At 50.6% G+C, this 23,480-nt stretch carries 30 protein-coding genes and 3 pseudogenes; 15 read left to right on the top strand and 18 right to left on the bottom strand.

Annotated elements, in window-relative coordinates; translation table 11 throughout:
• Positions 1-24: 24 nt before the first annotated feature.
• Positions 25-810 carry a TIGR03915 family putative DNA repair protein gene (locus tag A4V03_RS03505; RefSeq protein ID WP_065537992.1) on the top strand — a complete coding sequence of 262 codons (786 nt, stop codon included), beginning with the start codon at positions 25-27 and terminating at the stop codon, positions 808-810.
• A gap of 4 nt (positions 811-814) precedes the next feature.
• Positions 815-910: pseudogene (locus tag A4V03_RS21250) on the top strand (DUF2809 domain-containing protein); the annotation flags it as partial.
• Positions 911-913: 3 nt separating this feature from the next.
• Here the strand turns inward: A4V03_RS21250 and A4V03_RS03510 are convergent.
• Positions 914-1,783 (bottom strand): ion transporter, encoded by an 870-nt coding sequence (locus tag A4V03_RS03510; RefSeq protein WP_065537993.1) that lies wholly within the window; start codon positions 1,781-1,783, stop codon positions 914-916.
• 15 nt (positions 1,784-1,798) lie between these two features.
• The gene (locus tag A4V03_RS03515) at positions 1,799-2,779 is read right to left on the bottom strand and encodes a lytic transglycosylase domain-containing protein (RefSeq protein ID WP_065537994.1); all 981 of its coding nucleotides are present in this window, start codon (positions 2,777-2,779) and stop codon (positions 1,799-1,801) included.
• Positions 2,780-2,911: 132 nt separating this feature from the next.
• Between A4V03_RS03515 and A4V03_RS03520 the strand changes: the two are divergent.
• The 13 genes and pseudogenes from A4V03_RS03520 to A4V03_RS03590 all read left to right on the top strand — a co-directional run.
• Positions 2,912-3,763 (top strand): annotated as a pseudogene (locus A4V03_RS03520) (DUF1731 domain-containing protein); the annotation flags it as partial.
• Between the two features lie 55 nt (positions 3,764-3,818).
• The gene (locus A4V03_RS03525; RefSeq protein ID WP_065537995.1) at positions 3,819-4,082 is read left to right on the top strand and encodes a GNAT family N-acetyltransferase; all 264 of its coding nucleotides are present in this window, start codon (positions 3,819-3,821) and stop codon (positions 4,080-4,082) included.
• A 200-nt stretch (positions 4,083-4,282) separates the two neighbouring features.
• Entirely contained in the window at positions 4,283-4,486 is a 204-nt protein-coding gene (locus tag A4V03_RS03530; protein WP_235827536.1) for a hypothetical protein, read from the top strand.
• Between the two features lie 1,116 nt (positions 4,487-5,602).
• The gene (locus tag A4V03_RS03545; RefSeq protein WP_065537997.1) at positions 5,603-5,818 is read left to right on the top strand and encodes a hypothetical protein; all 216 of its coding nucleotides are present in this window, start codon (positions 5,603-5,605) and stop codon (positions 5,816-5,818) included.
• An 11-nt stretch (positions 5,819-5,829) separates the two neighbouring features.
• Positions 5,830-6,051 carry a hypothetical protein gene (locus A4V03_RS03550; protein WP_008782570.1) on the top strand — a complete coding sequence of 74 codons (222 nt, stop codon included), beginning with the start codon at positions 5,830-5,832 and terminating at the stop codon, positions 6,049-6,051.
• A gap of 12 nt (positions 6,052-6,063) precedes the next feature.
• Positions 6,064-6,660: a hypothetical protein gene (locus A4V03_RS03555; RefSeq protein ID WP_065537998.1), complete on the top strand. Its 597-nt coding sequence runs from the start codon at positions 6,064-6,066 to the stop codon at positions 6,658-6,660.
• Between the two features lie 16 nt (positions 6,661-6,676).
• Positions 6,677-7,087: a PcfK-like family protein gene (locus tag A4V03_RS03560; RefSeq protein ID WP_065537999.1), complete on the top strand. Its 411-nt coding sequence runs from the start codon at positions 6,677-6,679 to the stop codon at positions 7,085-7,087.
• Between the two features lie 2 nt (positions 7,088-7,089).
• Positions 7,090-8,373: a PcfJ domain-containing protein gene (locus A4V03_RS03565; protein WP_065538000.1), complete on the top strand. Its 1,284-nt coding sequence runs from the start codon at positions 7,090-7,092 to the stop codon at positions 8,371-8,373.
• A 24-nt stretch (positions 8,374-8,397) separates the two neighbouring features.
• On the top strand, positions 8,398-8,655 hold the full coding sequence (locus A4V03_RS03570; protein ID WP_057098472.1) for a hypothetical protein: 258 nt from the start codon (positions 8,398-8,400) through the stop codon (positions 8,653-8,655).
• Between the two features lie 20 nt (positions 8,656-8,675).
• On the top strand, positions 8,676-8,909 hold the full coding sequence (locus tag A4V03_RS03575; RefSeq protein WP_025069036.1) for a DUF3873 domain-containing protein: 234 nt from the start codon (positions 8,676-8,678) through the stop codon (positions 8,907-8,909).
• Positions 8,906-9,151, top strand: coding sequence for a DUF6956 domain-containing protein (locus tag A4V03_RS03580; RefSeq protein ID WP_018667426.1), 246 nt, complete (start codon positions 8,906-8,908; stop codon positions 9,149-9,151). Before A4V03_RS03575 ends, A4V03_RS03580 begins: the two co-directional genes overlap by 4 nt.
• Positions 9,152-9,204: 53 nt before the next feature.
• Positions 9,205-9,513, top strand: a complete 309-nt coding sequence (locus tag A4V03_RS03585; protein WP_018667425.1) for a hypothetical protein — start codon at positions 9,205-9,207, stop codon at positions 9,511-9,513.
• 116 nt (positions 9,514-9,629) lie between these two features.
• Positions 9,630-9,851, top strand: coding sequence for a DUF7688 family protein (locus A4V03_RS03590; protein WP_018667424.1), 222 nt, complete (start codon positions 9,630-9,632; stop codon positions 9,849-9,851).
• Positions 9,852-9,919: 68 nt separating this feature from the next.
• Here the strand turns inward: A4V03_RS03590 and A4V03_RS03595 are convergent, their stop codons facing one another.
• The 16 genes and pseudogenes from A4V03_RS03595 to A4V03_RS03670 all read right to left on the bottom strand — a co-directional run bounded on the left by A4V03_RS03595 (position 9,920) and on the right by A4V03_RS03670 (position 23,454).
• On the bottom strand, positions 9,920-10,447 hold the full coding sequence (locus A4V03_RS03595; RefSeq protein ID WP_065538001.1) for a glycoside hydrolase family protein: 528 nt from the start codon (positions 10,445-10,447) through the stop codon (positions 9,920-9,922).
• On the bottom strand, positions 10,444-10,947 hold the full coding sequence (locus A4V03_RS03600) for a DUF3872 domain-containing protein (RefSeq protein ID WP_065538002.1): 504 nt from the start codon (positions 10,945-10,947) through the stop codon (positions 10,444-10,446). The genes A4V03_RS03595 and A4V03_RS03600 overlap by 4 nt, the downstream gene beginning before the upstream one ends.
• The gene (locus A4V03_RS03605; RefSeq protein ID WP_065538003.1) at positions 10,944-11,846 is read right to left on the bottom strand and encodes a toprim domain-containing protein; all 903 of its coding nucleotides are present in this window, start codon (positions 11,844-11,846) and stop codon (positions 10,944-10,946) included. Before A4V03_RS03605 ends, A4V03_RS03600 begins: the two co-directional genes overlap by 4 nt.
• An 8-nt stretch (positions 11,847-11,854) precedes the next feature.
• Entirely contained in the window at positions 11,855-12,430 is a 576-nt protein-coding gene (locus tag A4V03_RS03610; protein WP_018667420.1) for a conjugal transfer protein TraO, read from the bottom strand.
• A 2-nt stretch (positions 12,431-12,432) separates the two neighbouring features.
• Complete coding sequence (gene traN, locus A4V03_RS03615; RefSeq protein ID WP_018667419.1) at positions 12,433-13,437, bottom strand: conjugative transposon protein TraN; 1,005 nt, start codon at positions 13,435-13,437, stop codon at positions 12,433-12,435.
• Between the two features lie 63 nt (positions 13,438-13,500).
• Complete coding sequence (gene traM / locus A4V03_RS03620) at positions 13,501-14,850, bottom strand: conjugative transposon protein TraM (protein WP_018667418.1); 1,350 nt, start codon at positions 14,848-14,850, stop codon at positions 13,501-13,503.
• The gene (locus tag A4V03_RS03625) at positions 14,831-15,148 is read right to left on the bottom strand and encodes a TraL conjugative transposon family protein (RefSeq protein WP_018667417.1); all 318 of its coding nucleotides are present in this window, start codon (positions 15,146-15,148) and stop codon (positions 14,831-14,833) included. Before A4V03_RS03625 ends, traM begins: the two co-directional genes overlap by 20 nt.
• Positions 15,149-15,153: 5 nt before the next feature.
• A complete protein-coding gene (gene traK, locus A4V03_RS03630) occupies positions 15,154-15,777 on the bottom strand; it encodes a conjugative transposon protein TraK (protein WP_004308925.1) in 624 nt (207 codons plus the stop codon).
• A 31-nt stretch (positions 15,778-15,808) separates the two neighbouring features.
• Positions 15,809-16,813, bottom strand: coding sequence for a conjugative transposon protein TraJ (gene traJ, locus A4V03_RS03635; RefSeq protein WP_065538004.1), 1,005 nt, complete (start codon positions 16,811-16,813; stop codon positions 15,809-15,811).
• Positions 16,814-16,816: 3 nt separating this feature from the next.
• Positions 16,817-17,446: a DUF4141 domain-containing protein gene (locus A4V03_RS03640; protein ID WP_057098481.1), complete on the bottom strand. Its 630-nt coding sequence runs from the start codon at positions 17,444-17,446 to the stop codon at positions 16,817-16,819.
• A 30-nt stretch (positions 17,447-17,476) separates the two neighbouring features.
• The gene (locus A4V03_RS03645) at positions 17,477-17,860 is read right to left on the bottom strand and encodes a DUF3876 domain-containing protein (RefSeq protein ID WP_172323552.1); all 384 of its coding nucleotides are present in this window, start codon (positions 17,858-17,860) and stop codon (positions 17,477-17,479) included.
• A gap of 37 nt (positions 17,861-17,897) precedes the next feature.
• A pseudogene (locus A4V03_RS03650) lies at positions 17,898-18,470 on the bottom strand (TraG family conjugative transposon ATPase); the annotation flags it as partial.
• 20 nt (positions 18,471-18,490) lie between these two features.
• The gene (ltrA, locus tag A4V03_RS03655) at positions 18,491-20,146 is read right to left on the bottom strand and encodes a group II intron reverse transcriptase/maturase (protein ID WP_065540268.1); all 1,656 of its coding nucleotides are present in this window, start codon (positions 20,144-20,146) and stop codon (positions 18,491-18,493) included.
• A 623-nt stretch (positions 20,147-20,769) separates the two neighbouring features.
• Entirely contained in the window at positions 20,770-22,803 is a 2,034-nt protein-coding gene (locus tag A4V03_RS03660) for a TraG family conjugative transposon ATPase (protein ID WP_172323550.1), read from the bottom strand.
• On the bottom strand, positions 22,800-23,132 hold the full coding sequence (locus A4V03_RS03665; protein ID WP_018667411.1) for a DUF4133 domain-containing protein: 333 nt from the start codon (positions 23,130-23,132) through the stop codon (positions 22,800-22,802). Before A4V03_RS03665 ends, A4V03_RS03660 begins: the two co-directional genes overlap by 4 nt.
• Before the next feature lie 10 nt (positions 23,133-23,142).
• Complete coding sequence (locus tag A4V03_RS03670) at positions 23,143-23,454, bottom strand: DUF4134 domain-containing protein (protein ID WP_008782546.1); 312 nt, start codon at positions 23,452-23,454, stop codon at positions 23,143-23,145.
• Positions 23,455-23,480 lie beyond the last annotated feature (26 nt).

Genomic DNA, 23,480 nt, shown 5'->3' on the forward strand with positions numbered 1-23,480 from the left:
AGACGAATTACTAAGTATACCCTCATGAACATTTTTGTTTACGATAAAAGCTTTGATGGTCTGCTGACTGCCGTGTTCGACGCCTATTTTCGTAAGACCTTTCCCGATGATTTATTGTCGGAAGGAGATGCTTTGCCCTTATTTTATGATGAGTTGCATACCGTAGTCACCGATGAAGAAAAGGCAGGGCGTGTGTGGCGGGGATTGCAGAAGAAAGTCTCGGTTTCTGCTTTGGGGTGCCTTACGCAAAGTTGGCTGTCGGAGCTTCCGGAGGTAGGGATGCTCATTTTCCGTTATATCCGTAAAGCGATTGATTCACCTCGTTCCATCGAAACCAATTTTGGAGATCCGGACGTTTTGCGATTGGCGCAAATATGGAAGAAAGTGGATGGCGAACGTGTGCACCTGATGCAGTTTGTCCGTTTTCAGAAAGCTGCGGATGGTACATTCTTTGCAGCTTTCGAACCGCAGTATAATGCGCTTCCTCTTACCGTCCACCATTTCAAAGACCGTTTTGCCGATCAGAAGTGGATTATCTACGACATGAAACGCCGTTATGGTTTTTATTATGACTTGCAGGAGGTGACGACCATCTCGTTTGATGATGACAGCCGTGAATCCCATCTGATTACGGGGATGCTGGATGAAAGTCTGATGGACAAGGATGAGAAACTTTTCCAACAACTTTGGAAAACTTATTTCAAGGCCATTTGTATCAAAGAACGTATGAATCCGAGAAAGCACAGGCAGGATATGCCTGTACGTTATTGGAAGTATCTGACGGAAAAGTTTAATCCTGTGATTGAGTGAGTAATTAGGCTCTACGTTCGATTGGGCAGATATAGCTTGTTATGCGGTGGGATGTGTGTTTATTGTTTTATTCGAGCGTTTCTTTCAGCATAAGTCATAACATTTATTTCTTTTCCACATCTATTTCGGACGGATTCAGATGATGTCCGCAATATTTGCAAAACTCGGCATTGTCTTCGTGTCCGGAGCGATGGCAGTTGGGACATTCTTTGTCTCTTTTGCGTTTATAGTCTTTCATCATGGAGGCAGATACGATCCCTGTCGGTACGGCAATGATTGTGTAACCAATTAGCATGACACAGGCGGAAAGGAACTTCCCGAAACCGGTGATAGGGGTGATGTCTCCATAGCCTACGGTAGTCATGGTGACGATAGCCCAGTAAATGCTGTTCGGGATGTTGTTGAACTGGGAGTTGGGCTCTGTTCCTTCAATCATATACATCAGTGTGCCGATGGAAGTCACCAGGATAACCACAAACAAGAAAAATACCGCAATCTTCTTGCTGCTTTCGCGTAAGGCGGTGAGCAGTCGTTCGCCCTCATTTAGAAAGTTGAAAAGCTTGAAGACGCGGAATACCCGTATCAGGCGGAAAGCACGGATGATGAGCAAATAGCGTGCACCGGGGAAGAGCAGGCCGATGTAGAGCGGAAGGGTGGCGAGCAAGTCTACGATTCCGAAGAAGCTGAATATGTATTTCCGGGGACGGGGCGAGCAGTAGATTCTCGTCAGGTACTCGAAAGTGAAGAAAGCGGTGAAAAGATATTCCATAACGACGAACGGAGTCGTCAGAAAGCTGGGAAGCCCTTTTAGGCTTTCGATGATGACAAGCAGTACGCTGGCCAGAATACAGCCGATAAGAATCACGTCGAACAGTTTCCCGGTGGGAGTATCCGATTCGAAAATGATGACGTACAACTTTCGCTTCAGTTTTTCGTCATGTAAAAAATGATGGATTCTTTCTTTTAGTTTCATGCTAACAGTTCAGACTCAGTCGATGACCCATTGTTTATTGTAAGCTTCTGTTTTTTTCGGATCATAATACATACCTTCTTGTGTGGGAATATAGAGGGTGTATGTCTTTCCGGTCTTGTTCTTTAATGAGATGTCGCGCAACCAGGGATTGGCATCACGGAGTTGTGCGTATGTGATACCTTGTGATTTGGCATAATTACTCAAATTATCGATGGAAGTGGCGACAGTCATCTTTTTGTAAGGAATAGGCGGATACAGATGTTCCCGCTTCAGCAGAAATCCGTAACGTTGCGGGTTGTTGAATATCTCTTTGGCTGCCAATATGCGGAACATATAGCGGGAAGTTTCTTCTACCAGCCATAAGTCCATGGCATGACTTGCCAGTTGCTTGTCAAGTTGGGAGGAGATACGTCCCTGTCCGGCATTATAGGCGGCGCAGACAGCCATCCAGTCTCCATATTTGGCATACGCTTGTTTGAAATATTTGCAGGCGGCTACGGTTGCTTTTTCAATGTGGTAGCGTTCGTCTACGTTATCGTTCACTTCCAGTCCGAATTCCCGTCCGGTGGCGGGCATAAACTGCCACAGCCCTGCTGCTCCTGCCGGAGAGCGGGCAATGTTGTTCAGGTTACTTTCGATTACCATCAGGTATTTGAAGTCGTCGGGGATGCCGTTGGCTTTCAGTATCGGTTCTATGATGGGGAAGTACCGGTTGGCACGTTTTATCAGTAGCATGGTGGTGGAGTGCATATAGGTGAAAGCCATCATTTCACGATCCATCCGTTCGCGACGGTCATAGCGGCGGAGGTCAATGGTTTTTCCGTCAAAAGTAACCTGGGTGGGAACGGTGGGCGGGGTGACGCAATAAGGAACTTCCGATTTGGCGGAATGTTGTTCGGTCACCTGGCTGCTGCCTGTCAACACAGGAATGGATGCGCCGATGCAAAATACTGATATAAGTGTAAGAATATAGTTGATTTTCATTCGTCTTTTCATTTTATAACCTTTTTGGATGCTTTAAAGTTTAAGTCTGCTTTGCAAAGATAGCCCCATTTTGTTTTTTTTCAAAGAACTTTTCTTGCATTTTATACGTTTTTCTAATAGAGTTAAAATAAATAATGAATCAAAATGAATATAGCAATGACCGGAGCTACCGGATATATAGGTAAACATCTTTCCAACTATCTCACAGAAAAGGGCGGACACCGGATTATTCCCTTGGGAAGATCGATGTTCCGCGAAGGTATGTCCGGACATTTGATTCAGACATTGACGCATTGCGACGTAATCATCAATTTGGCTGGCGCACCCATCAATAAGCGTTGGACACCGGAGTATAAACAAGAATTGTTCAACAGCCGCATTGTGGTGACGCATCGTATTATCTGTGCGTTAAATGCTGTCAAGAAAAAACCGAAACTGATGATTTCAGCTTCCGCTGTGGGCTATTATCCTCCGGAAGTGGAGGCGGACGAGTATACACGTACACGCGGCGACGGTTTTCTTTCCGACCTTTGCTATGCATGGGAGAAAGAAGCCAAACGCTGTCCCCAACCTACCCGGTTCGTCATTACACGCTTTGGCGTAGTGCTTTCTCCGGATGGGGGAGCAATGCAGCAGATGCTTCGTCCTTTGCAGGCCACGAAGGTAGCTACCGCTATCCGTATATTTTACGGTGAAGCGGCCTCTTTCCTGACAGCCGGTCAGAAAATTCGCCCGACACGTCTGACAGAAGCCGGATTCCTTTTTTCCATCCCTACTGTCGAATGTCTTTTTAAAGGTACGGACCACACTACGGTCCCCTCTCTCGACCTGAACCGATATATGGGACTTTGGTACGAAATAGCCCGCTACGAGAATCGTTTTGAACACGGATTGGTAGATGTCACGGCCACTTACATGCTTCGTCCCGATGGTACGATTCGTGTAGAGAACCGTGGGTGCAAGCGCAGTTCCCCTTATGATATCTGCAAGACTGCCCTTTTGCAAAAGTAGATAACGAACGATATAAATCAATTTTAAAACAACATAGATTATGGATTACGAAATTATTCATCAGCCCGAACAGCATTTATTTAAGACAGAAGTAGACGGTCGTACTGCCTTTGTGCAATATCGCCTCTTAGGTGATTCTTTCGACATCACTCATACCATTGTACCCCGCCCGATAGAAGGTCGCGGAATAGCCGCTGCATTGGTGAAAGCTGCTTATGCCTATGCTGCAGCCAACGGAATGAAACCGAAAGCCACTTGTTCTTACGCAGTGAGATGGTTGGAACGCCACCCGGAACTGATATGATAATAGCTTTTATCATTATTGATTTCCTTACACTTTGGATTGACAAGGATAGTGAAGATTATGCAGAATCACAGGCGTATTTTGCTAAAATGCATCTTTCTGGTGGGTATTTTCTTTTCTGATGGTAAATCATGAACAGGCTTTTTGAAACATCTTCTGAAGAGCTTGTAGGTGATGGAAACAATCTGTATCTTTGCGGCATGAAAAAGTTATTGTGTCCGCAATGCAAGATTGCAGCTATGTATGTGAAGAATGAACTGGGTGAAAGGCTACTGGTTTATGTGCTCGAAAATGGTGAAGTCGTTCCCAAATATCCGGAAGAGTCGATGGAAGGGTTCGACCTGACAGAGGTTTTCTGCCTGGGTTGTTCGTGGCATGGTTCACCTAAACGAATTGTTAAGTGATTAACTGTTTAGTGTTTAATCACTATTTCTTGATTTATGTCAACTAAAAGAGGGACTAGAAACAAGGATTAATTCGTTGAATTTTATGTATCTTTGCGCCGGATAGTCAAAAAAACTGTATCTAATTGTGTGTCAGAATAGAATAAGAGAGTTTCAATTTTATGGTAACGATTTAGCGACAATGCAAATTCACTGGTATGCTGTGCTTTGCTACATCTAACAACTCTATTGCAAAGGTACACTTTTTTATCCAAACGCCCCAATGATTTACTTTTTTTCGGTGTTTCGAGTGTGATTTTTTGATATACTCGTATTCATATCTTCCGTAAAAGCGGTTTTGTCCGTCGGCACACCATCGCCCAAAGAGATTTTGGACGAACGTATGCCGACTACCGCATAAGCGGAGAAAAGGGCTTTGCCTCACGCCTAAACAGAAGTTTAGACTGATGATGCAAGGCCCATTTCTTTTGCGCTTATGCCAGAAAGGTGCTTTTACGGGTTTCCGACGATTTTTCTTTTTTGCTGTTCCTTTGAGCCGTAAGCGGAAAGCCGCGCATGACCGCCCGATCCGTAAATGGAACAAGCCGTCATACACGGCAGGCAAACCGGGAAGAATGATTTTATCCGTCAGACCGGACACGCTCGGCCAGACATATAAAATCATACTTCCTTGCCGGTGGTTTGCCCGGTTTCACGTCTCCGGCAGTGTCCCTTTCCCTTTTGACGTTTTCCCTTTTTCACGGATTTCTCTTTTGAAGTTTTCCTGTCTAATCTGCCTCCACTTCCGTTTACCTCCATTTTCGCGTCTTTCAGTGAGCCGCATCAGGCAGTCATTTCCGTTCTGGGCGCAAAGGTAATTCCGGGATTGGACGGGAATGCAAGGTCAAGCCTCCTGTTTTCTGCGGAAATCTCCAGCCCTGCGGGTAGTATTTCCGCGAAAAACCTTGCATCCCCTAATCCCTGCCTTTTTAAGCACCCGAAACGAAAACGACCGATGCGACAGAAAGACGCATAAAAAAAATGTCGGATAAACGAGAGGCAGATAAGATAGTTTGAAACTCAACTCCCTCAGCTCTTGAATCCGCATTAAAACAAAAAAATCAAAACAGCGAAGATATGACGGCAACGGCAGATTTCAGACAAATGGCACAGTACATAGGGCTTGCGATATGCGGCTTAATGGTGCGCACCGCCTTCGGGGTGTTCGGCATCCTTTGGGGTATCATCAGAGAAATTGTAAACGGAGTGTTCCGAGTAACGATAGGCGTAATCATGGCTATCCTTTCCACAATCGCCTTCTTCGGCTTCATCCTTTGGTTATTCACCCTTTAACCCCTACCGACATGGCAAAGAGAAGCAGCAAAACGGCAGCGCAGCAGTGCAGATACTACGAGGTGGACAACATCTTCGTGTACATGGTGGAAACGTACACCAACGGCAACATATCCGTGTTCCGTGAACTCTACCGAGAACTGAACAAGGACGCACGGAGGGACTTTACAGACTTCCTTTTGAGCGAGGTGGAGCCGACCTATTGGAGAGAGATACTGAAACAGACCATCTAAAACGACAGCGATATGAGAACGATAACAAGGACATACGACCTTTTCCAATTAGCCGAACTCTCCGTAGCAGCGAGAGAAACCGCATACAGCGAATGGCTGCACACCTTTGAATACGGATGGGACAGTGACAACCGTAACACGCTGGAAGCATTTGAAAGTGTGTTCAAGGTCAAAGTTAACGATTGGAGTTATGACACGTGCCGTTATTCCTACCGCTTCACCTCACGTTACAGCGGAGAGGAAGAGGAACTCAGCGGCATACGGCTTCTGAAATACATCGTCAATAATTATTGGCACACCCTATTCAAGCCGAGAACCTACTACCTCAAAGGCAATTACAAAAAAAGACGCAAAAGCCGTGTATTCACGGATAATTGCTGCGTACTGACAGGCTATTGCGCAGACGAGGACATTCTTCGACCCATCTACGACTTTCTGAAAGCACCCGACACCCGAATCACTCTGTACGACCTCATGGACAAGTGCCTTGACAGCTTCTTCAAGTCGTGCCGTGACGATATGGAATACCAGTGCAGCGAGGAGAGTTTCGAGGAGAGTTGCGCAGCCAACGACTACGAGTTTTTGGGAAACGGAAAAATGTATAACTGATAAAAACGACAGCGATATGAAAGGAACAGAACATTTCAAAAGAACGATACAGATGTACTTGGAACAGCGGGCAGCGGAAGATGCGCTCTTTGCCAAGAACTACCGCAACCCAGCCAAGAACATAGACGATTGCGTGACCTATATTCTGAACTATGTGCAGAAAAGTGGTTGCAACGGCTTCACGGACGGAGAGATATACGGACAAGCCGTCCACTACTATGACGAGAACGAGATAGAGGTGGGCGAACCTATCCAATGCAAGGTAGCCGTGAACCATGTGGTGGAACTCACAGCGGAGGAAAAGGCGGAAGCACGGCAGAACGCTATCCGACAATACCAAGACGAGGAACTCCGCAAGTTGCAGAACCGCAACAAGCCGACAGCGAAGAAAGAAACCAAAGTTGAACCATCACTATTTGACTTCTGATTATGAAACCGAAAACACGCATACAACAGGAAGTCGCACGTTTGAGCAAGCGACTACCGGGATTGACCGAAGAACAAAGGGCATACGCTTTCCGCCACTGCTTCAAGCATTACGCAGTCAAAAGGGCAGACGGCACGAACATCTGCACCGAATGCGGACATTCGTGGAAAAGCGACCACGACCTTGCGGATACCGTTTGCGGATGCACCTGCTCCCATTGCGGTATGGAGTTGGAAGCATTGCGCACCCGAAAGAGTGTTTTCAGAGATATGGAGTATTTCTCCATCGTCACCACCTGCAAGCGATACCAAGTGATACGCTTCTTTTCCGTCAAGTCACGATACAAGGCAGGGCAGCCAGCCGAATATTCCATCTTTGAAGTGGTGCAGAGGTGGATTGCCCCCGACGGCAAGACAACGACCGTTGCCCGATTGCGTGGCATGTCCTTGTTCTATTACGACCTATGGAATGAATACAGCGACATGGAAGTACGCAAGAACGGAGAATTTCGGGCATACGACATAAATCCGGTATGCACCTACCCCCGACAGCGTTTCATACCCGAAGTGAAACGCAACGGCTTCAAGGGTGATTATCACAACATCCTGCCTTACGACCTTTTCAAAGCCATACTTTCCGACTGCCGAGCCGAAACGCTGTTGAAGGCAGGGCAATATCCCATGTTGCGTTACTATATATACCACTCTTTCAATATCGTAGAGTATTGGGCATCCTTGAAGATATGTATCCGAAATGGCTACACCATTGCCAACGGCTCTATGTGGCGTGACACGATAGACCTCCTGCGTCATTTCGGCAAGGACACGAACAGCCCGAAGTACGTTTGCCCTGCCGACCTCAAAGCCGAACACGACAAGTTGGTGGCGAAGCGTAACCGACAAAGGGAACGTGAGCGGACGGAACAGCAACGGCAAAAGGCGATTGAGGACGAGAAGAACTATCTAAAAGCCAAAGGTATCTTCTTCGGACTTGTGTTCTCCGACAACCTTATCCGTATCAAGGTCATAGAGAGCGTGGAGGAAATGATAGAGGAAGGACGTATGATGCACCATTGCGTGGGTGGCTACCACAATCGGGAAAATTCTCTTATCCTTTCAGCGACCATTGACGGCAGACGCATAGAAACGATAGAGGTATCACTGAAAACTTTGGAGGTGGTGCAGTGCCGTGGCTTATGCAACGAGAACACCGAATACCACGACCGCATTGTAAACCTTGTGAACAGCAACGTGAACCTTATCCGCCAACGAATGGAAGCGGCATAGTATAAACCTATAATACCCAATAGTATGGAAGTAAGAATTGAAAGCATGATTTGTCTGTGGGACGATAAAATCCCCACAATGTTCCTTGAATTTGTAAACCTCCTCACTCTGGCAACGAGTGAGGAGCAGTTAAGGGCAAGCGTCAAGGACTTTGCCGAGAAGCACGAACTTGACAGGTTTTTCCTTTACGGCTTCGGCTCCCACCATTTCTACCTGCACCAACGCTATACGAGTGACCCCGAAATGGTGATGCGCAACAGAGTTTTGTCAGTACATTTTTAACCACTCTAAAATCAACGATTATGGCAACACGAATGACCATCAACGGAATAAGCACCTGCACCGAAGCAGGTACGGAGAAATACGAGCGTTTCCAATTAGGTATCGGCAGACGCAAGCGGACACTTGTGCAGTACGACTACCGCCATCCCACAAACGGAGAGTTGTTCTCTTGTGTCAAACCCACGTTGGACGAGTGCCGAGCCGCACGGGACAAGTGGCTCACGGCAAAGGGAGGAAAGGAGGACAGACGATGAACGCAGCCTACCAAACGCTGATAGTGAAGTTCAGCGAGCCTATCAAAGTATTGGACGGCATCTTTGACGATGCCGAAGCGTGGGGAGTTGATACCCTAAAAAAGTGGATAGATGACTATGAAAGTAGCAGGTTTACCGCCATTGACAGCCATACGGCAGTCATCACAAGCGAGTACAATATGGAGTGCCTGATGGAATGGTTGAAACGAAACACACCCATTGCCGAGATAACAGAATGTTGAACAAGTTGGCGGTGTCCGCACCGCCAACATATAAACCCTAAAAGACAGCGTATATGATAGCGAAGACAATTTTGGAGCAGATAGGCGGCAGACGCTTTGCCGCCATGACTGGAAGCAAGGACTTCATAGACATGGGCAACGGCTTGCGCATGAGCCTTGCGAGGAACAAGACAAGTGCCAACCGCCTTGACATCATCTATGACGGAGGGGCAGACCTCTACAATATGCGTTTCTACCGCAGGACGTTCAGCAAAAAGACATTCGAGTGCAAGACGAAGGACATCGAAACGCACAAGGGGATATATTGCGATATGCTGGAAGAAATGTTCACGATGGTAACGGGGCTTTACACCCGATTTTGAGGGGTGGGCGGCAAAAGCCGCCCTACTTTCTTTCGGTGAGCATGATGGCGGACAAAGAAAGTAGCAAAGAAACCTTGTCTAATCTTCGATAATATTTACAAAAACAAGTTTTAATCATGGAAGCAATCAGACAGAACGGAAAAATCATCTTGCACAGCGATGACGGAACAGGCATGAAGATGATTTTCAAAAACCTGACGGGAAAGAATTTTCAAGGTCGGGAGTATGCGGAGTATATCCGTCATATCGCAATCGGAAGCATGGGATTTTCACCCGGCATCATCGAACATTGCAGGGACGGTGAGGTAATCGACATGGGAACAATACCGAATGTATGAAATGAAAGCGGAAAATCCGATGAAGCAGGCAGCTTCATCGGATTTTCTTTTGTCAGGCACTTGCCATATCACGGAACATACAGCAGCGCAAATTCCGCCTTCCTCCGTTTGAGCAGCATGGCGTGCCGTTTACCCTTGTAATTGCAGAAAGCAATATACTCCCGATAAATGTTCCTGTCGCCCGCTTCCAATTTTCGGATCAGCGTGCTTTTGGAGTATCCGTTGCCGCCCAAAAGTTTCGCCGGACCGACATTGAAAGCCAGCGTGCCAAGCAAAATCGAATCCGCCCCGAACCTACGGAACATGGCGATGAACTTCCGCAGGTCTTTGCGCAGGAGCGCGTCCGCCTGCCGTTTCGTCATGGTGCGTGCAGAATACCTTTCGCCTTTTTGTAAACGATGCCCCCAGCCCAAGTAGGGATAGCAGCTTTGGTCATGCCAGCCTTCAAAATAGCGGGTGCATAGAAAAGCCCGCTCCATGAGTGGCAGGCGGTAGATTGCCGCCTGTCTGTCCGTTCCCTCTTGGCGGCTGATCTGTGCGGACACGGAACAGACCGCCAGCAGCGAACAGAGGATAGCCATGAATACACGCATCATCTTGGCAGAGGTTTGAAATTGCCCATAGGGATGACGGTCTGAATGTCGTCCTTACCGTTCCGATTATTGAAGTCAAATTCCAATTCATAGGAATTTTTGAAATTGTCCACCACCACCACGATGAAGTTGTGCGCCTCGTCGCCCTCTGCCGTGTAGTACAGCCGGAACTTCTCGTTTTCGAGCAGGTAGCGGTCGTTGGGCAGGAACGTAATGCCGTTGTCCATTTTCAATGTACCTTCCCCCTCGAACTGGAAATACCGGATGGTATAGAGGGTGTTGGCGAAGTCGCCCGTCTTTTTCAGCTCACAGCGGATTTCCACCGTCTGCCCCTTCGTCACCTTGTTCGGCACGGGCATGGTTTCCACCGTGAAGGGATAGGATTGCTGGATGTCCATGTCGTCGTCACACGACACGAGCGTGAGCGACACGGCGGCGAACAGGCAGAGTGCCAACGCCTTGAAGATGGATTTTCTTCGGTTCTTGTTGTTCAGTATGTTCATTTCAATTTGATTTTTAAGTTATTGTTCATTTCTTTTTTCGTTGTCAGTTGCAGATACTCGTTCAAGTCCTTGCAACCGTCATAGAGGGCTGAACGGTCACAGGCACGTCTGCCATAGCGTTTGCCAAGAACGTCAAGCGTCCTCCGTCCGGCTTCGTCACGGTCAAGGAAACAGTTGATGCGTCCGTAAGCGTCCAGATGCTTCATCGCCTTTTCCACGTTGGAAACGGAGTTCAGCACAAGACTGTCGCCATTGCCGACTATGCCGAGTGTGGCAGCAGAAAGGAAATCCATAAATCCCTCGAACACGCTGCACACGTCGGCAGCGGTATTTTCCAGCTTTACCAGTGACACATCTTTCGGTGGTATGCAACCCTTGAAATGGCGGCTGCGTACCTCATAGCCGCCAGCCATGTTTGGAAAGCCTATTGCGAAATACCGCTTTCCACGCACGCCATAGTTCAGGCGGAAACAATGGTGGAATGCAACGGCATAAGGTATGCCCCGTTCCGCCAGATAGTCCGTCAGCGGTGAGCGGAGCAACGGGACGGCTTCCACTCCTTCAAAGGCAGGTTCGGCAGGCTTCGGTTGATAGGTCGGAAAAGCCGACCTATCAACCACCATATTTGCGGCTTTCGCTATAAACCTCGCCTGTTCCATAAAATCCACGCTTTGCGCAAACTCCCCGGCAAGCGTAAAGATGTCGCCACCCTTGCCCAAACCGAAGTCGTACCAGAGCTGTTTCGCCACGTTCACACGGAAAGAGGGTGTGCGCTCATTGCGGTACGGCGCACGATACCAAAGCTCGTTTCCGCTTCTCCGTACAGGCTCGTGCCCCAACCGCGCGAGAAAGTCTGCCAACGGAATCCGCCTTATCATGTCGATGTCCGTATGCTCCATGCGGTGCGTCAGTTGATGATTATCTTGATGCCCGCCCCGAATTGGCAATGGAACTTTCTCGTGTCGCCACCCCACAGACAACGCTCCCGGAGGTTGGCGAGCAGGGCGATACGGTCAGCCACGTAAAACTCCACGTCCAGCGTCAGCGCACCGCCGTAGATGAAGGCGTCACGGTCATGGAGCGTGGAGCCGTCAGGCAGCACCTTCTCGCCCCAGTTCACCGATTCATACCCGGCAAGAGCCGAAGCACCCGCATAGACGAACACGGTTTTACGCGCGTCGGACAGTATCTTGAAGTAGTAGCCGCCCTCTGCCGTGAACTGTGCCACGGGTATCTTTGCGTCCTTGTAGGGGTTGTTCTTCAGCAGGTACTCGCCGCCGAACACCCATCTGTTACCTTTCTTCGTGTAGGTGGAGAGAGCCGCCCCGAAGCTGTACCCGCCGTCGTTGCCGCCGGGATTGAAGCCGTCCGCCATGTTTGCCCTGACCTCGATGCCTTGCATCTTCGGCAGGCACCGCTGGGCGTTCGCCCGCCCTGTGAACAGGGCAAGCGACGCGATAATCATGAAAAGGTACTTCTTCATAGTCAGCGCACTTGAAGTTCGTTGATGGTATTGGCTCGTACCAAGTCCTCGTTCTCAATCACGAAGGACTGGTGGCGACCGCCGTTCTTCTCGTTCAGCTCCACCACGAGGCACTTGCCGTCGGGGATGGTGAACTTTGCCATCGTGAAGACCGTGCGCTCGCTCTTCCTGCCCGGCACGAGCGTGGCGTAGTTCTGCGCGCGGAGCGGCAGGACGATCTGCTCCTGCACGGCGGTACGCTTCGCTACCTTCTTGTCCACGATTTTCCACGTTATGTAGTCCACGTCGAAAGGAATGTTGCTCTGGTTCTTGATTTCCGTGTGGAAATACAGAAGCCCGTTATGCGTGTAGATGCCTTTCAGCAGGTACTGGATGCCGAAACGCTTGCAGCCGATGTGCTTCACCTCGCGCTTGTTCTGCCTGTGGATGGACTTCATGATAAGGCGCACCAGCATCGGGCTTTCGCTGCCCAGCTCCTTCAGATAGATTTCCTGCGCGTTGTTCGGGCGGTTCACCGCCGAGCCGTCATGGATGAAATCGCACATCTCCACGTTGAGCAGCAGCGGTTCGGCGGCGTACTTCACGTTGAAGGTGTAAAAATTTCCGTCTTCCGTGATTACGGACATGTTGGTTTCGTTCGGAAAGTCCCTCACGGTAGCCTTCACGCGGATGACGTTCTCGGCTCCGTCGGCTTTGCCCGCAATCAGGTCGGGCGAGCCTAAATCGACATAGCGCACTTCCGAGGGGAAAATGACGTGGACGGTCTTGTCGTAGGTCACTTCCAAACCGTGCGGGGGGACCATGCGGTCAAATCCCAGCTTTCTTGTCAGCCCGTGGTACAGGTCGCCGTCCGCCTCCTTCTGCGGATAGACCTCCTTTGTCAAGGTCGGCTGTTCTGTCGTCGGCTGTTCTACACTGCCGTTGTCCGTTCCAACGGTCACGTTCTCCTGCGCGTTGGCAGTAGCGATGCCCATAGCGAGGGCAAACATGATGATTACTTTTCTCATATTACTTTGGATTTTAGTGGTAAATTAAACATTGGTTGTTGTTACTTTTTCTGTATTCTGTTTTCAGTCTATCTCCTGATAGAGCATGACCCTGTACCCGGCTTTCAGATGCACTTTCACCGTGCGCATCTTCTTGGCGATATACTGGCTCGTGCCTTGTATCAGCCCCTTGCCCAAGTCGGAGGCGAGCTGCGCCCCTGCATTGGTGGAGATATTGATGCTGCTCCCCAGCGAGCCGCCCATGTTTGCGGCAACCTCCCTGACAGCGTTCATTTCCATCGAGTTGGGGATGAAGATGCCGGGCTGCCCGTCCGTGTCATACACCGCCAGTTCCACCGGGATGATCGTACCTGTGTACTCCAGCGAAGTAATTTCAATATCAAGCCGTTCGCCCTGAATCTTTGCCGTGCCGACCACCACCGCATTACGGGGGATGATTTTGTCAGCCACCGCCATCGGCTCCAGCAGCCGTAATCTTACCGCCTGCCCGTCGGTCACGCTTTGCGCCCCATAGACGCACGCCGATATGGTGTTCCTGTCCGATACGGTCGTGACGCCCACCGCCGTGTTGAAATTGCGGTTACGCTCCTGCGAGAAGGAGGCGACAAACTCGGCGTTACTCATCGGTTGTCCAAGCGAGGACACCACCTGATGCACTACCTGCCTGACGGGTTTCGCCGTGTTCTTTCCGGCTTTCTGCACGGGGTAAGGCTCAGCCGCCTGCACCGGTTCCGGCTTGCCGCCGTTCTGACCGCCCATGTATTTCGCCGCCAGCTCATAGGACTTTTCCATAAGTGCCACCTGCTCATCCATAGCGGACGCCTTGCCTTTCTCGCTTTCCAGTTCCGATTCCAGCGATGCGATACGCTCCAGCAGTTCGTCCATCTCCGCGTTGTCGTTCTCCGGCTGCTCGTAGAAGTTACCGAGCGTGGCATTGAGGTCGCGGTAGGCGGCTGCGGAGGATTGGATGGTTTTCGGTGCGGGCTTCACCGCCTCTTCCGTTCCACCGGGATTGGCAAGGTCGAAGTCACTGCCATTGTCCGCTTCCACTGTTTCGCGGTCGAACAGGTCGCCCAACTGCTGCATGGCACGGTCGCGGTTCTCCTGCCGTTCTTCCATCGCCCCCTGTTCGTAGGCTTTCGCCTTGTCGCCGATAATCCGGCGGTTCGCCTTGTCCGCGTCGGGCATTTCGATGTTGTAGCCGCCCGTTCCCGGCTCCTGCTCCTTGCCGGAGGACGGTGCGAATATCAGCCACATTGCACCGAGGAATACCAGCACCATAGCGGGCAGCACTATCATCTTCTGACGTTTCAGCCGTTGGGCTTCGGTCAGCGGCTTGCGCACCTTCTTCGGTTTCCCGTTGTCGGGAGCCGCCTTGTTCTCGTTTTTAGGTTCATTCTTCGTCTGTTCCATACATATTATTATAATAAGGTGTAAAATTGTCACTCACTTCAGGCTTCAAGGACAGTTCCACCTGTCCGGCATGGTCTGTCACCATACGGCTGCCGTCATTCCTGCCGATGTCATGGACGGCTTTGCCGAAGGTGTAGAGGGCAAGCGCGGCGAATGCGGCGAGCATTGCCAGCACGACACGCCTGCGTGTCTTCGGCGGCAAGCCGTCCAGATACCCTTTGAGCCTTGCCACCAGCATTTTCTTTTTGTCGTGGAGTTTCCAATAGACCCTCCACAGCGATTTTCCGATTCCTTTCATGCCTGTTAGCGTTTGATGGTTTGTAAATCCTTGTTCTCGATGATGGTGAAACCCTCGATGGTGAACCCGTTGGGGTTGTCGTCCGAACGGGACGAGTTCAAGAGGCGGCATGTGGTCACAAGGCTGCGCTCGGTGACGTTGCTCTGCCGGATGATCTTCTGCGTGGCGTAGGTCACGGCACGGTAAGGATAGCCGTTGAAGTCGCACACCACGCTGTCCACCTTCAGCACTTGGTTGATGTTCCCGGCGATGATGCGGTTGTAGTACCCCTTCTCGGCGAAGTCCGAATAGTAGTTGTACACGCTCTTGTCCGCTAATAGCAGGGCACGCTTCACGTTATGCTCTATCGCGCTCTTTTCGGGCGAGAGCGTGAAGAAAAGCTCGTGGAAGCGGCGCACATGCTCCCTTGCCTCTGCCGGACGGTTCTGCGACAGGTCCTGCGAGAGAGCCAGCATCAGCGACTTGCCGTTGTCCAGCACGTAAATCTTCTCCCGCTGCCGCTCCGCGAAGCGGTAGGAACTCCACACGCTCCATACCGTTATCACGGCGCACAGCGAGAGGAAGACGATACCGAACAGGCGTATCTGCCTGAACGATGATTCGATGTTTTTGAGTGACTTGAATTCCATTGTTTTTTATTCGTTTTTAATTGTCAGTTGATTATTTCAGCAGTTTCCCAGCACGTCCGACCATGTTGCCTGCGGCTGCACCCGCCACGCTGCCCGCCATGCTTCCGGCTCGTCCTGCCGTCTGGTTCACGTTGCGACCGTAGCTTCCCATGCCTCCGGCTTGGATAATCCAGCCTGCCACCGTCGGTATCGTGAAGTAGCCGATGATGCCGATTATCATGAACACGATGTACACCCCGTCGCTGGAATCCAGCGAGAAGTTGGGGTCGGTCTGCATACGCTCGATGTCGCTCTGGAGCATCAACACCTGAATCTTGGCGAGTATCGTGCTGAATATGTCCGACACGGGAAGCCACAGATAGACCTGTATGTAGCGGTAGAACCACTGCGTGAGCGTGCTTTGGAAGCCGTCCCACACCGAGATGGCGAAGGCTACCGGACCGAGTATCGCCAGTACCACGAGGAAGAAGGTGCGGATGGTGTCTATCACGAGGGCGGCGGCTTGGAACATCAGTTCCAGTATCTCGCGGAAGAAGTCGCGGATGCCTTTCTTTATTTCGTACATCTTCCGGTCGAGGTACATTTTCGCCATCGTCACCATGTCGGCGGGCGACCAGCCCAGTTCCTCCAGCTGCTTGTCGTACTCCTCGTTTGACACGAGGTAGGCGGTTTCGGGGTTGCGCACCATCGCCTCGTATTCCAGCCTGTCCTTCTGCTCACGGTACCGGTTCATGTCCAGCGTCTGCGTTTCCAGCAGTTTCGCCGTGCCCTGCACCACGGGAGAGAGGACGCTGTTCACCGTGCCAAGCACCACCGTGGGGAAGAACATGATGCACAGACCGATGGCGAACGGGCGGAGCATGGGGAACACGTCTATCGGTTCGGCTCTCGCCAGTGATTGCCATACACGATATGCCACGTAGAACAGCGCGCCCAGCCCGGCTATCCCTTTCGCCACGCCCGCCATGTCACCGCACAGGGGCATCATCTGCCCGTAGAGCGAGCGCAGGATCTGATGAAGGTTGTCGAACTCCATAGGCTACCAGTATCTTTCGTTCATACTGCCGTACAGCCCCATGATGCGGTCGAGGTCGTTCCTCTTCTTTGCCCGCAGGTAGCTCACGCCGATGTTCTTGTTGGTGTAGTAGCTCACGAGGTTGCGGTAACGCTTCATCTTGGAATGGCAGCGTTCCACCACGTCCATACGCTCCTTGTCGGTCATGGAGAGCGTGGTGATGTTCACCACATTTTTCAACTCCGTCAGCACGTCGTTGCTCTCCTCCAAGAGCTTCGTGTAGCCGAAGGCGATGGCTCCCAGCTCCTCCACCGTGAAGCTGTCGTCGCGCAGCATCTTTTGGAAGCTGGTGACGTAGATGTCGGTGATGTCGCCTACCATCAGGATGGTCTGCTGCACCTTGCGGGCGTCTTTCACCAGGTTGTTCACGGATTTGAGGGCGTCGTAATACTTCTTGCCCTGTTCATAGATTTTCACCGTTTCCTGAAAGTTCTTCACCATATTCTGGGCGGTGGTCGAGGTATGCACTACGTTCTTCGAGGTGTTCACGATGCTCTGCGCGATGTTGGACGGGTCTATCACCGCCCACTGTGCGCTTGCCCTGCCGGCTGCAAACAGGCACAGGCAGATAATAAGTGTCATTCTTGTTCTCATGTTACTTTGGATTTTAGTGGGTTTCATTATTTATTCTCCGCTTGCCGGATGGTCCGGTTTCGGGGTCACACGCACGTAGTCCCCGTTCGGCGAGAAGGTCAGGATGTCCGTCGCCTCGTTGTAGGACACGTCGATACGGAATCCGGTGTTTATGAACAGGTTGCCGTTCTCCTCCTGCAAGAGGTAGGTTTCCGGCTTCAGTTTGCGGCGGATGCCGCTCCGCTTGAATACCGTTACCTTATAGACTTCGCCCTCCTTGTAGATAAGCACGTCGGGCTTTCCCTCAACGCTCTCCCAGTTCCCGCAAAGCTGGTCGCGGCGGTTGTCCACGGTTTCGCAGGATTGCAGCATCATGACTGCCAGCCCGATTAAACACTTGCTGACTTGCAGCATTTTCGTTCTTGATATACTCATACGCATTTTCTTTTTTAGTTGATGAATCTGTTTCTACTTATTCCTTTTTTCTCCGCCTTTCGGCAAGCTGCCGGATTGCGGCTTCGATGTCGCCGCCCAACTGCTCCGCCAGACAGTAAACCTCTACTTTTTCCGTTTCTTCGGTGGTGTACGCCAGATACTCTTCAGCACTAACTTCGGTGGCATAAACCGCCGACTGCGTGCCACCCAGTCCGATCCAGACCTCCTTGTAGAGCCTTGACGGGTTGTTCGCCATGTTGATGGAGAGTATCTGCGACTTCTCCTTCTCCGTAAGACCCAACAGGGACTGTATGGCATCAAACTTGTTCATGTATTTCCGCTGGTCGAGGAGTATCTTGCAGTCGGAGTTGTTGATGATGCTCTCCTTGACGACAGGCGAGGAAATGATGTCGTCCACCTCCTGCGTCACCACGATTGCCTCCCCGTAATACTTGCGCACGGTCTTGTACATATAGCGCAGGTACTCAGCCATGTTCGCCGAAGAGAGAGCCTTGCCGGGTAGGTCAGGGGCATTACTGCCCCTTTCCCCCCTCAGAACCGTACGTGAAAGTTTCCAATCATACGGCTCAAGCGGTGTTAAATTTCTATTTAATAGAAACCAGCTCATAGTTACATCTTATTAGTTTGAATGACTTTTCTTCTACAACTGTCATGCAACAGGAAATTTACTTTCTTGCCGTTGACTATTTGTTGGGAAGTTCCCCAAGGATGTTCCTTGTCTATGGGTTTACCACATACGGGACATAAATGGTTCTGTCTTTCCCACATGTACAGCAATGATTTTCTACCGTTGAGCGACTGTAGCATCTTGTAAGTCTTGCGCTTTTCAAAATACTCTGTCCATTCGGGGTCAAAGGGATTTGCTTCACCTTTTACCTTGACATATCGGGTAATCTTTGTATCATACAGCCTTTTCAGTGCAATCCTGTCATCAGTCTTGCCTTTCTTGAAGTTTGCCACGAAGCACCAGTTACGGTTTTTTACCCGTGTAAAGTATCGGTCGGCAATCCAATATTTGCCTTTCTTGGGGTGTCGTCTCTTAGCCCATTGCCATAACTTTTCAAATATCAGGTAGTCAGCTTTTCTGAATGTATCCGAAGCCACACAATTCTTATAGTAGTTTACCCAGCCTGTTATCAGAGGATTCAAGAGCCTTATAAGTGATTCCTGTTTGCTTCCTTTATTGGAATCAATGATTCCCCGGATTTTCTGCATGAATTTCTTCAGGCTCTTTTTGGACGGTTTGATTAGAAGCACTCCTTTGTATTTTCGGATATTGTACCCAAGAAAATCAAATCCGTCATCAATGTGTGTAATCTTTGTTTTCTCTTCCGACAGGGTTAATCCCCTTTCTTTGAGAAAGTCCACTACTAACGGTTTGATTTCTTCCAAAGCTTCCTTGCTTCTACCCGTGATGATAAAATCATCCGCATAGCGTACAAGATGTACTTTGGGATAGTAGGTCGTTTTCCTGTTTACAAATTTCTTGTGATACTTCTCTGCAAGCATAGTTTGCAGTCCGTCCAGTGTCATATTCGCAAGAGTTGGTGAAATGATACCGCCCTGTGGAGTACCCTCTTCCGTGGGGAATAGCTCCTTGTTGAAGACGAAACCGCATTTGAGCCATTTCCGCAGCATCACTTTATCCATAGGGATATTGTTCAGCAGCCATTCGTGGCTGATGTGGTCGAAACAACCTTTGATGTCACCCTCCATAATCCATTCGGGAGAAGTTTTCTTTGCAAGGACACAAAAACATTGTTCCCTTGCATCTCCAGTACTTCTCTCTTTACGGAAACCGTAGGAATTACTGTCCGCAGTTGTTTCCGATACAGGTTCCAACGCAAGCAGGTATAATGCCTGCATAGCCCTGTCTTTCATTGTCGGGATGCCTAAAGGACGTAGTTTCCCATTACTCTTTTTGATATTGACCCTTTTTAACGGCTGGGGCTTGTAGCCTCTTCTTTTCAGTTCACCGATAGCCTTGAATCTGGCATTGGGAGTTGACCATTTCACCTTGTCAATGCCTGCGGTGTCACTGCCACTGTTTGATGTAACACGCTTTACGGCTAAAGCCTTAGCGTAAAACGAATGCGTCAGCACCCACTGCAAGGATTTCACCCTGCCGTGTTTGCCCGCCTTTTGAGCTTTTACAATACGTGCTTGTAGCTTATTAACCGCTATCTTGCACTTGTTCCAGTCTATGCTTTCCCAAGTGTTCCATTTCCGGTCAGTAGATGCACACGATGTTTTAATTTCGTTCATTTGCTTTTCTTCTTTAATAAGTTCTATAAGTTTCTTGTAAAACATCCACCATGCGGAAGTCTGCCCACTTTCGTGTGAGGTGATGTTTCAACCTCTATCCGTCCCATTACAGGACGGCATTCGCTTTCTCCGCATTCCTCTGCCCGCACTCCATTCGGCTTCACTTACGGTCTGCTTACCTGTTGTTACACAGGAGAAGTACGGGTTTACCATGTTTCTTGTATATGACAAACGAATGGGTTAGAATCCGTCTATCCGCCGGCAGTCGTTATGTCCGTGTAACCTTAGCATGGAGAAGGTTATCCGACTGCGTCCCTTTTGGGTTAGAGCCCAGTATCATTAGCGGCTCATTCGAAGTTACGACGTTTATCAACGGTTCACATTACGTTATTCATACCATTCAGCCTAGCTCCCCTGCCATTCGATACTAACGGCAGTTGTAATCCCCTCACGGTTCAAACTTCTCCTTTCGGAAGGGCTTCATTGTTGGTTCTGTTACCGCACGGGTTCATTGCTTAATACCGCACGTTCCCATAGGCTACTGTTGACGGAACAACAGGTTCAATCATTCTAATTCCAACTCGTGGAATGAAAGTTGAACAATCATATACAAGACTTACATGTCACAACCAAGCCTCTTCCACTATCAGTTGCTTGCGCACGCCTTTCAGACGGCGCATCTTGTTAATGAAGGCTTCCATGATGATGATGGTCACCACCGGGAAAAGCTCGCGATTTTCCTTAATACTGTCAATCTCGAAGACGATGAACCGCTTGCCGAGCAGGTCGATGTTCTCCGTGGAGTTGAGCAGGAAGTCGTAGCGTCCGCCCCGGTAATACTGCCGCATGGTGGTGAGCATGTTGTCGATGTTGAAGTCGGACTTCTCCACCTTGATGTCACGCTGTGCCAGCTCGCGGCGGTAGTCGTCGCGCATGTACTCGTAGAAGGTGTTGAACGAGGGGACGATGCTCCGGTCAGCCCTGATGCGTTCGATGTAGGCGTTCACCGCGCTGCCCAGCTCGCCGCTCTCGGTCTTCGTCACCTTGTCGTCCTCCGACTTCCAGAGCGTCAGCAGCAGCGTCTTGATGCTGTCCTTCTTCTCCACGTCGTACACGTAGTTGTCGGTGTAGAACGGGTTGAACGAAATCGGTTTCTCCTCCGTATAGGTGAAATACACGCCGTCCGCGCCGTTTGTCTTGCGCCGTATCATTTCGCACAAGCCCTGATAGGAGTTTCCCGTGTCCACCAGCACCACGTGCGCGCCCTGTTCCCAATACTGCCTCACGAGGTGGTTCATGAAGAACGACTTGCCGCTGCCCGAAGGACCTAATACGAACTTGTTGCGGTTGGTGGTGATGCCGCGCTTCATCGGCAGGTCGCTGATGTCGAGGTGCAGGGGCTTTCCCGTGAGCCTGTCCACCATCTTGATGCCGAAGGGCGAGAGCGAGCTGCGGTAGTTGGTTTCCTCCGTAAAGAGGCATACCGCCTGCTCGATGAACGTATGGAAACTTTCCTCGGCAGGAAAGTCCGCCGCGTTGCCGGGCATCGCCGCCCAGTAGAGCATCGGGCAGTCGATGGTGTTGTGGCGCGGCACGCACTCCATGCTTGCCAGCTGGCTGCCCACGTCGTTCTTGATATGCTTCAGTTCCTCCGCGTCGTCGCTCCACGCCATGACGTTGAAGTGCGCCCGCACCGAGGTCAGCCCGTAGGAATGGGCTTCGTTCAGGTACTGGTCTATCCATTCGCGGTTGATGCTGTTGCTCCGGCTGTATCGGGATAGCGACTGCATATTTCTCGCGGACTTCTCGAACTTCTGCAAATTTTCCTCGCTGTTGTCGATAATCACATACTGGTTGTAGATGTGGTTGCAGGAGAGCAGCAGCCCCACCGGGGAGGCGAAGGAGAGGCGGCAGTCCGAGCGGTCGGTGGAGAGTTTCTCATAGCGGATGTCGGTAACCACCTTTCCGGGCATATCCTCCGCATCGGAGAGTGTATGCAGGCACAGGCGGTTGTCGCCGATGCGCATTTCTTTTGCCGAGAGGTCGATGTCCTGCAAGGTCGCATTCCCTTCGGGCATAAGCGAGAAGTAACGCTCTATCAGCCCGGCGGACTTCTCCGTGCCGACAATCTCGTCAGTGGAGAGCCGGCGCAGCCTGACAAATCCGCTGTCGTTCATGATGCGCTCGAACTGTTCGGCGGCTTCCATAAACTTCCCGGCGGTTTCCTTGTCCAGTTCCTTCGGGATGATATGCCCCCGGCACAGCGTGCTGAAATTGCTCTGCATCCGGTTACGCTCCTTTGTCGTCTTGGTCAGGTAGAGGTAGCAGGTGTGCTTCAGGTACGGACGCTCGTTGAAGTGACGCTCGTTCGAGCGGCTCAGGAAGCTCATGTCCTCCTTTTGCAGTTCCGGCTTGTAGCGTTCCTTGATGAACCAGTCCTGCTTGTGGACGACGCAGAAGTCCGGCAGCACCTTGATAGCCTTGCACCAGCAGCCGTGTATCGCCTCGTACTCCGCGCCCGTCACGGTGTAAAGCTCCGGCAGCTCCACCTCGAAAGCCACCGTGATGTCGGCGTCTTTGGAGATGATGCAGCCATGCTCCACCGCCAATAGCGGGAACTTGTTTTCCAGTGTCGTCATTTTGGATGTATTTCTCATGTCGTTTCTTCCTTTCGTTGCCGTTTGAATAATCGGGTGATCCGCCGCCGGTTGATAAGGTATCGGGGATGGTTCCGTGCCGCTCCCAGCTTCATAAGCCCGTGTTCGCCGTACCGTGCGTTCAGCGCGAAGGTCTGCCATACGAGGACGGAGGACGATGCCGCGCCGAAGCCGATACATACCCACTGGTCGATGCCGACCATGTAGAGGATGACGAACAGGATGAAGAGAGCCAGCAGACCTCCGCAGAAAATGAAGAGGTATTGTGCCTTCAGACCCTTGAACTCGACCGGACGGCCGATACCCTTGTTTATCGGGTATTCAGCCATACATTGTTTATTAAAGGAAGAATGAACGCAGGATAGTTGCGGCGACAATCAGGAAAATGCACGCTCCGAACCAGCTTGCGGCGGTCTTCGAGGTGTCGGGGTCGCCGGACGAGAATTTTCCGTACACTTTTACGCCTCCGATAAGACCGATTACAGCACCGACGGCGTAAATCAGTTTCACTCCCGGATCGAAATAGGAACTCACCATAGAGGTGGCTTCGTTGATGCCCGCCATGCCGTTTCCCTGCGCGAAGGCGGAGGCGGTTGCGGCAACCAGAAGTGCCGCGGAGATGATGAACTTTTGTCTGATGTTCTTGTTCATAAACTGTTCTTGTTTTTGTGCCGTCC

Source organism: Bacteroides caecimuris (genome assembly GCF_001688725.2).
GTDB lineage: Bacteria > Bacteroidota > Bacteroidia > Bacteroidales > Bacteroidaceae > Bacteroides > Bacteroides caecimuris.

Excerpts from the sequence above, each read along its gene's own strand:
- A4V03_RS03505 (WP_065537992.1), top strand. The coding sequence starts at position 25 with ATGAACATTTTTGTTTACGATAAAAGCTTTGATGGTCTGCTGACTGCC.
- A4V03_RS03510 (WP_065537993.1), bottom strand. The coding sequence starts at position 1,783 with ATGAAACTAAAAGAAAGAATCCATCATTTTTTACATGACGAAAAACTG.
- A4V03_RS03515 (WP_065537994.1), bottom strand. The coding sequence starts at position 2,779 with ATGAAAAGACGAATGAAAATCAACTATATTCTTACACTTATATCAGTA.
- A4V03_RS03525 (WP_065537995.1), top strand. The coding sequence starts at position 3,819 with ATGGATTACGAAATTATTCATCAGCCCGAACAGCATTTATTTAAGACA.
- A4V03_RS03530 (WP_235827536.1), top strand. The coding sequence starts at position 4,283 with ATGAAAAAGTTATTGTGTCCGCAATGCAAGATTGCAGCTATGTATGTG.
- A4V03_RS03545 (WP_065537997.1), top strand. The coding sequence starts at position 5,603 with ATGACGGCAACGGCAGATTTCAGACAAATGGCACAGTACATAGGGCTT.
- A4V03_RS03550 (WP_008782570.1), top strand. The coding sequence starts at position 5,830 with ATGGCAAAGAGAAGCAGCAAAACGGCAGCGCAGCAGTGCAGATACTAC.
- A4V03_RS03555 (WP_065537998.1), top strand. The coding sequence starts at position 6,064 with ATGAGAACGATAACAAGGACATACGACCTTTTCCAATTAGCCGAACTC.
- A4V03_RS03560 (WP_065537999.1), top strand. The coding sequence starts at position 6,677 with ATGAAAGGAACAGAACATTTCAAAAGAACGATACAGATGTACTTGGAA.
- A4V03_RS03565 (WP_065538000.1), top strand. The coding sequence starts at position 7,090 with ATGAAACCGAAAACACGCATACAACAGGAAGTCGCACGTTTGAGCAAG.
- A4V03_RS03570 (WP_057098472.1), top strand. The coding sequence starts at position 8,398 with ATGGAAGTAAGAATTGAAAGCATGATTTGTCTGTGGGACGATAAAATC.
- A4V03_RS03575 (WP_025069036.1), top strand. The coding sequence starts at position 8,676 with ATGGCAACACGAATGACCATCAACGGAATAAGCACCTGCACCGAAGCA.
- A4V03_RS03580 (WP_018667426.1), top strand. The coding sequence starts at position 8,906 with ATGAACGCAGCCTACCAAACGCTGATAGTGAAGTTCAGCGAGCCTATC.
- A4V03_RS03585 (WP_018667425.1), top strand. The coding sequence starts at position 9,205 with ATGATAGCGAAGACAATTTTGGAGCAGATAGGCGGCAGACGCTTTGCC.
- A4V03_RS03590 (WP_018667424.1), top strand. The coding sequence starts at position 9,630 with ATGGAAGCAATCAGACAGAACGGAAAAATCATCTTGCACAGCGATGAC.
- A4V03_RS03595 (WP_065538001.1), bottom strand. The coding sequence starts at position 10,447 with ATGATGCGTGTATTCATGGCTATCCTCTGTTCGCTGCTGGCGGTCTGT.
- A4V03_RS03600 (WP_065538002.1), bottom strand. The coding sequence starts at position 10,947 with ATGAACATACTGAACAACAAGAACCGAAGAAAATCCATCTTCAAGGCG.
- A4V03_RS03605 (WP_065538003.1), bottom strand. The coding sequence starts at position 11,846 with ATGGAGCATACGGACATCGACATGATAAGGCGGATTCCGTTGGCAGAC.
- A4V03_RS03610 (WP_018667420.1), bottom strand. The coding sequence starts at position 12,430 with ATGAAGAAGTACCTTTTCATGATTATCGCGTCGCTTGCCCTGTTCACA.
- traN (WP_018667419.1), bottom strand. The coding sequence starts at position 13,437 with ATGAGAAAAGTAATCATCATGTTTGCCCTCGCTATGGGCATCGCTACT.
- traM (WP_018667418.1), bottom strand. The coding sequence starts at position 14,850 with ATGGAACAGACGAAGAATGAACCTAAAAACGAGAACAAGGCGGCTCCC.
- A4V03_RS03625 (WP_018667417.1), bottom strand. The coding sequence starts at position 15,148 with ATGAAAGGAATCGGAAAATCGCTGTGGAGGGTCTATTGGAAACTCCAC.
- traK (WP_004308925.1), bottom strand. The coding sequence starts at position 15,777 with ATGGAATTCAAGTCACTCAAAAACATCGAATCATCGTTCAGGCAGATA.
- traJ (WP_065538004.1), bottom strand. The coding sequence starts at position 16,813 with ATGGAGTTCGACAACCTTCATCAGATCCTGCGCTCGCTCTACGGGCAG.
- A4V03_RS03640 (WP_057098481.1), bottom strand. The coding sequence starts at position 17,446 with ATGAGAACAAGAATGACACTTATTATCTGCCTGTGCCTGTTTGCAGCC.
- A4V03_RS03645 (WP_172323552.1), bottom strand. The coding sequence starts at position 17,860 with ATGAGTATATCAAGAACGAAAATGCTGCAAGTCAGCAAGTGTTTAATC.
- ltrA (WP_065540268.1), bottom strand. The coding sequence starts at position 20,146 with ATGAACGAAATTAAAACATCGTGTGCATCTACTGACCGGAAATGGAAC.
- A4V03_RS03660 (WP_172323550.1), bottom strand. The coding sequence starts at position 22,803 with ATGAGAAATACATCCAAAATGACGACACTGGAAAACAAGTTCCCGCTA.
- A4V03_RS03665 (WP_018667411.1), bottom strand. The coding sequence starts at position 23,132 with ATGGCTGAATACCCGATAAACAAGGGTATCGGCCGTCCGGTCGAGTTC.
- A4V03_RS03670 (WP_008782546.1), bottom strand. The coding sequence starts at position 23,454 with ATGAACAAGAACATCAGACAAAAGTTCATCATCTCCGCGGCACTTCTG.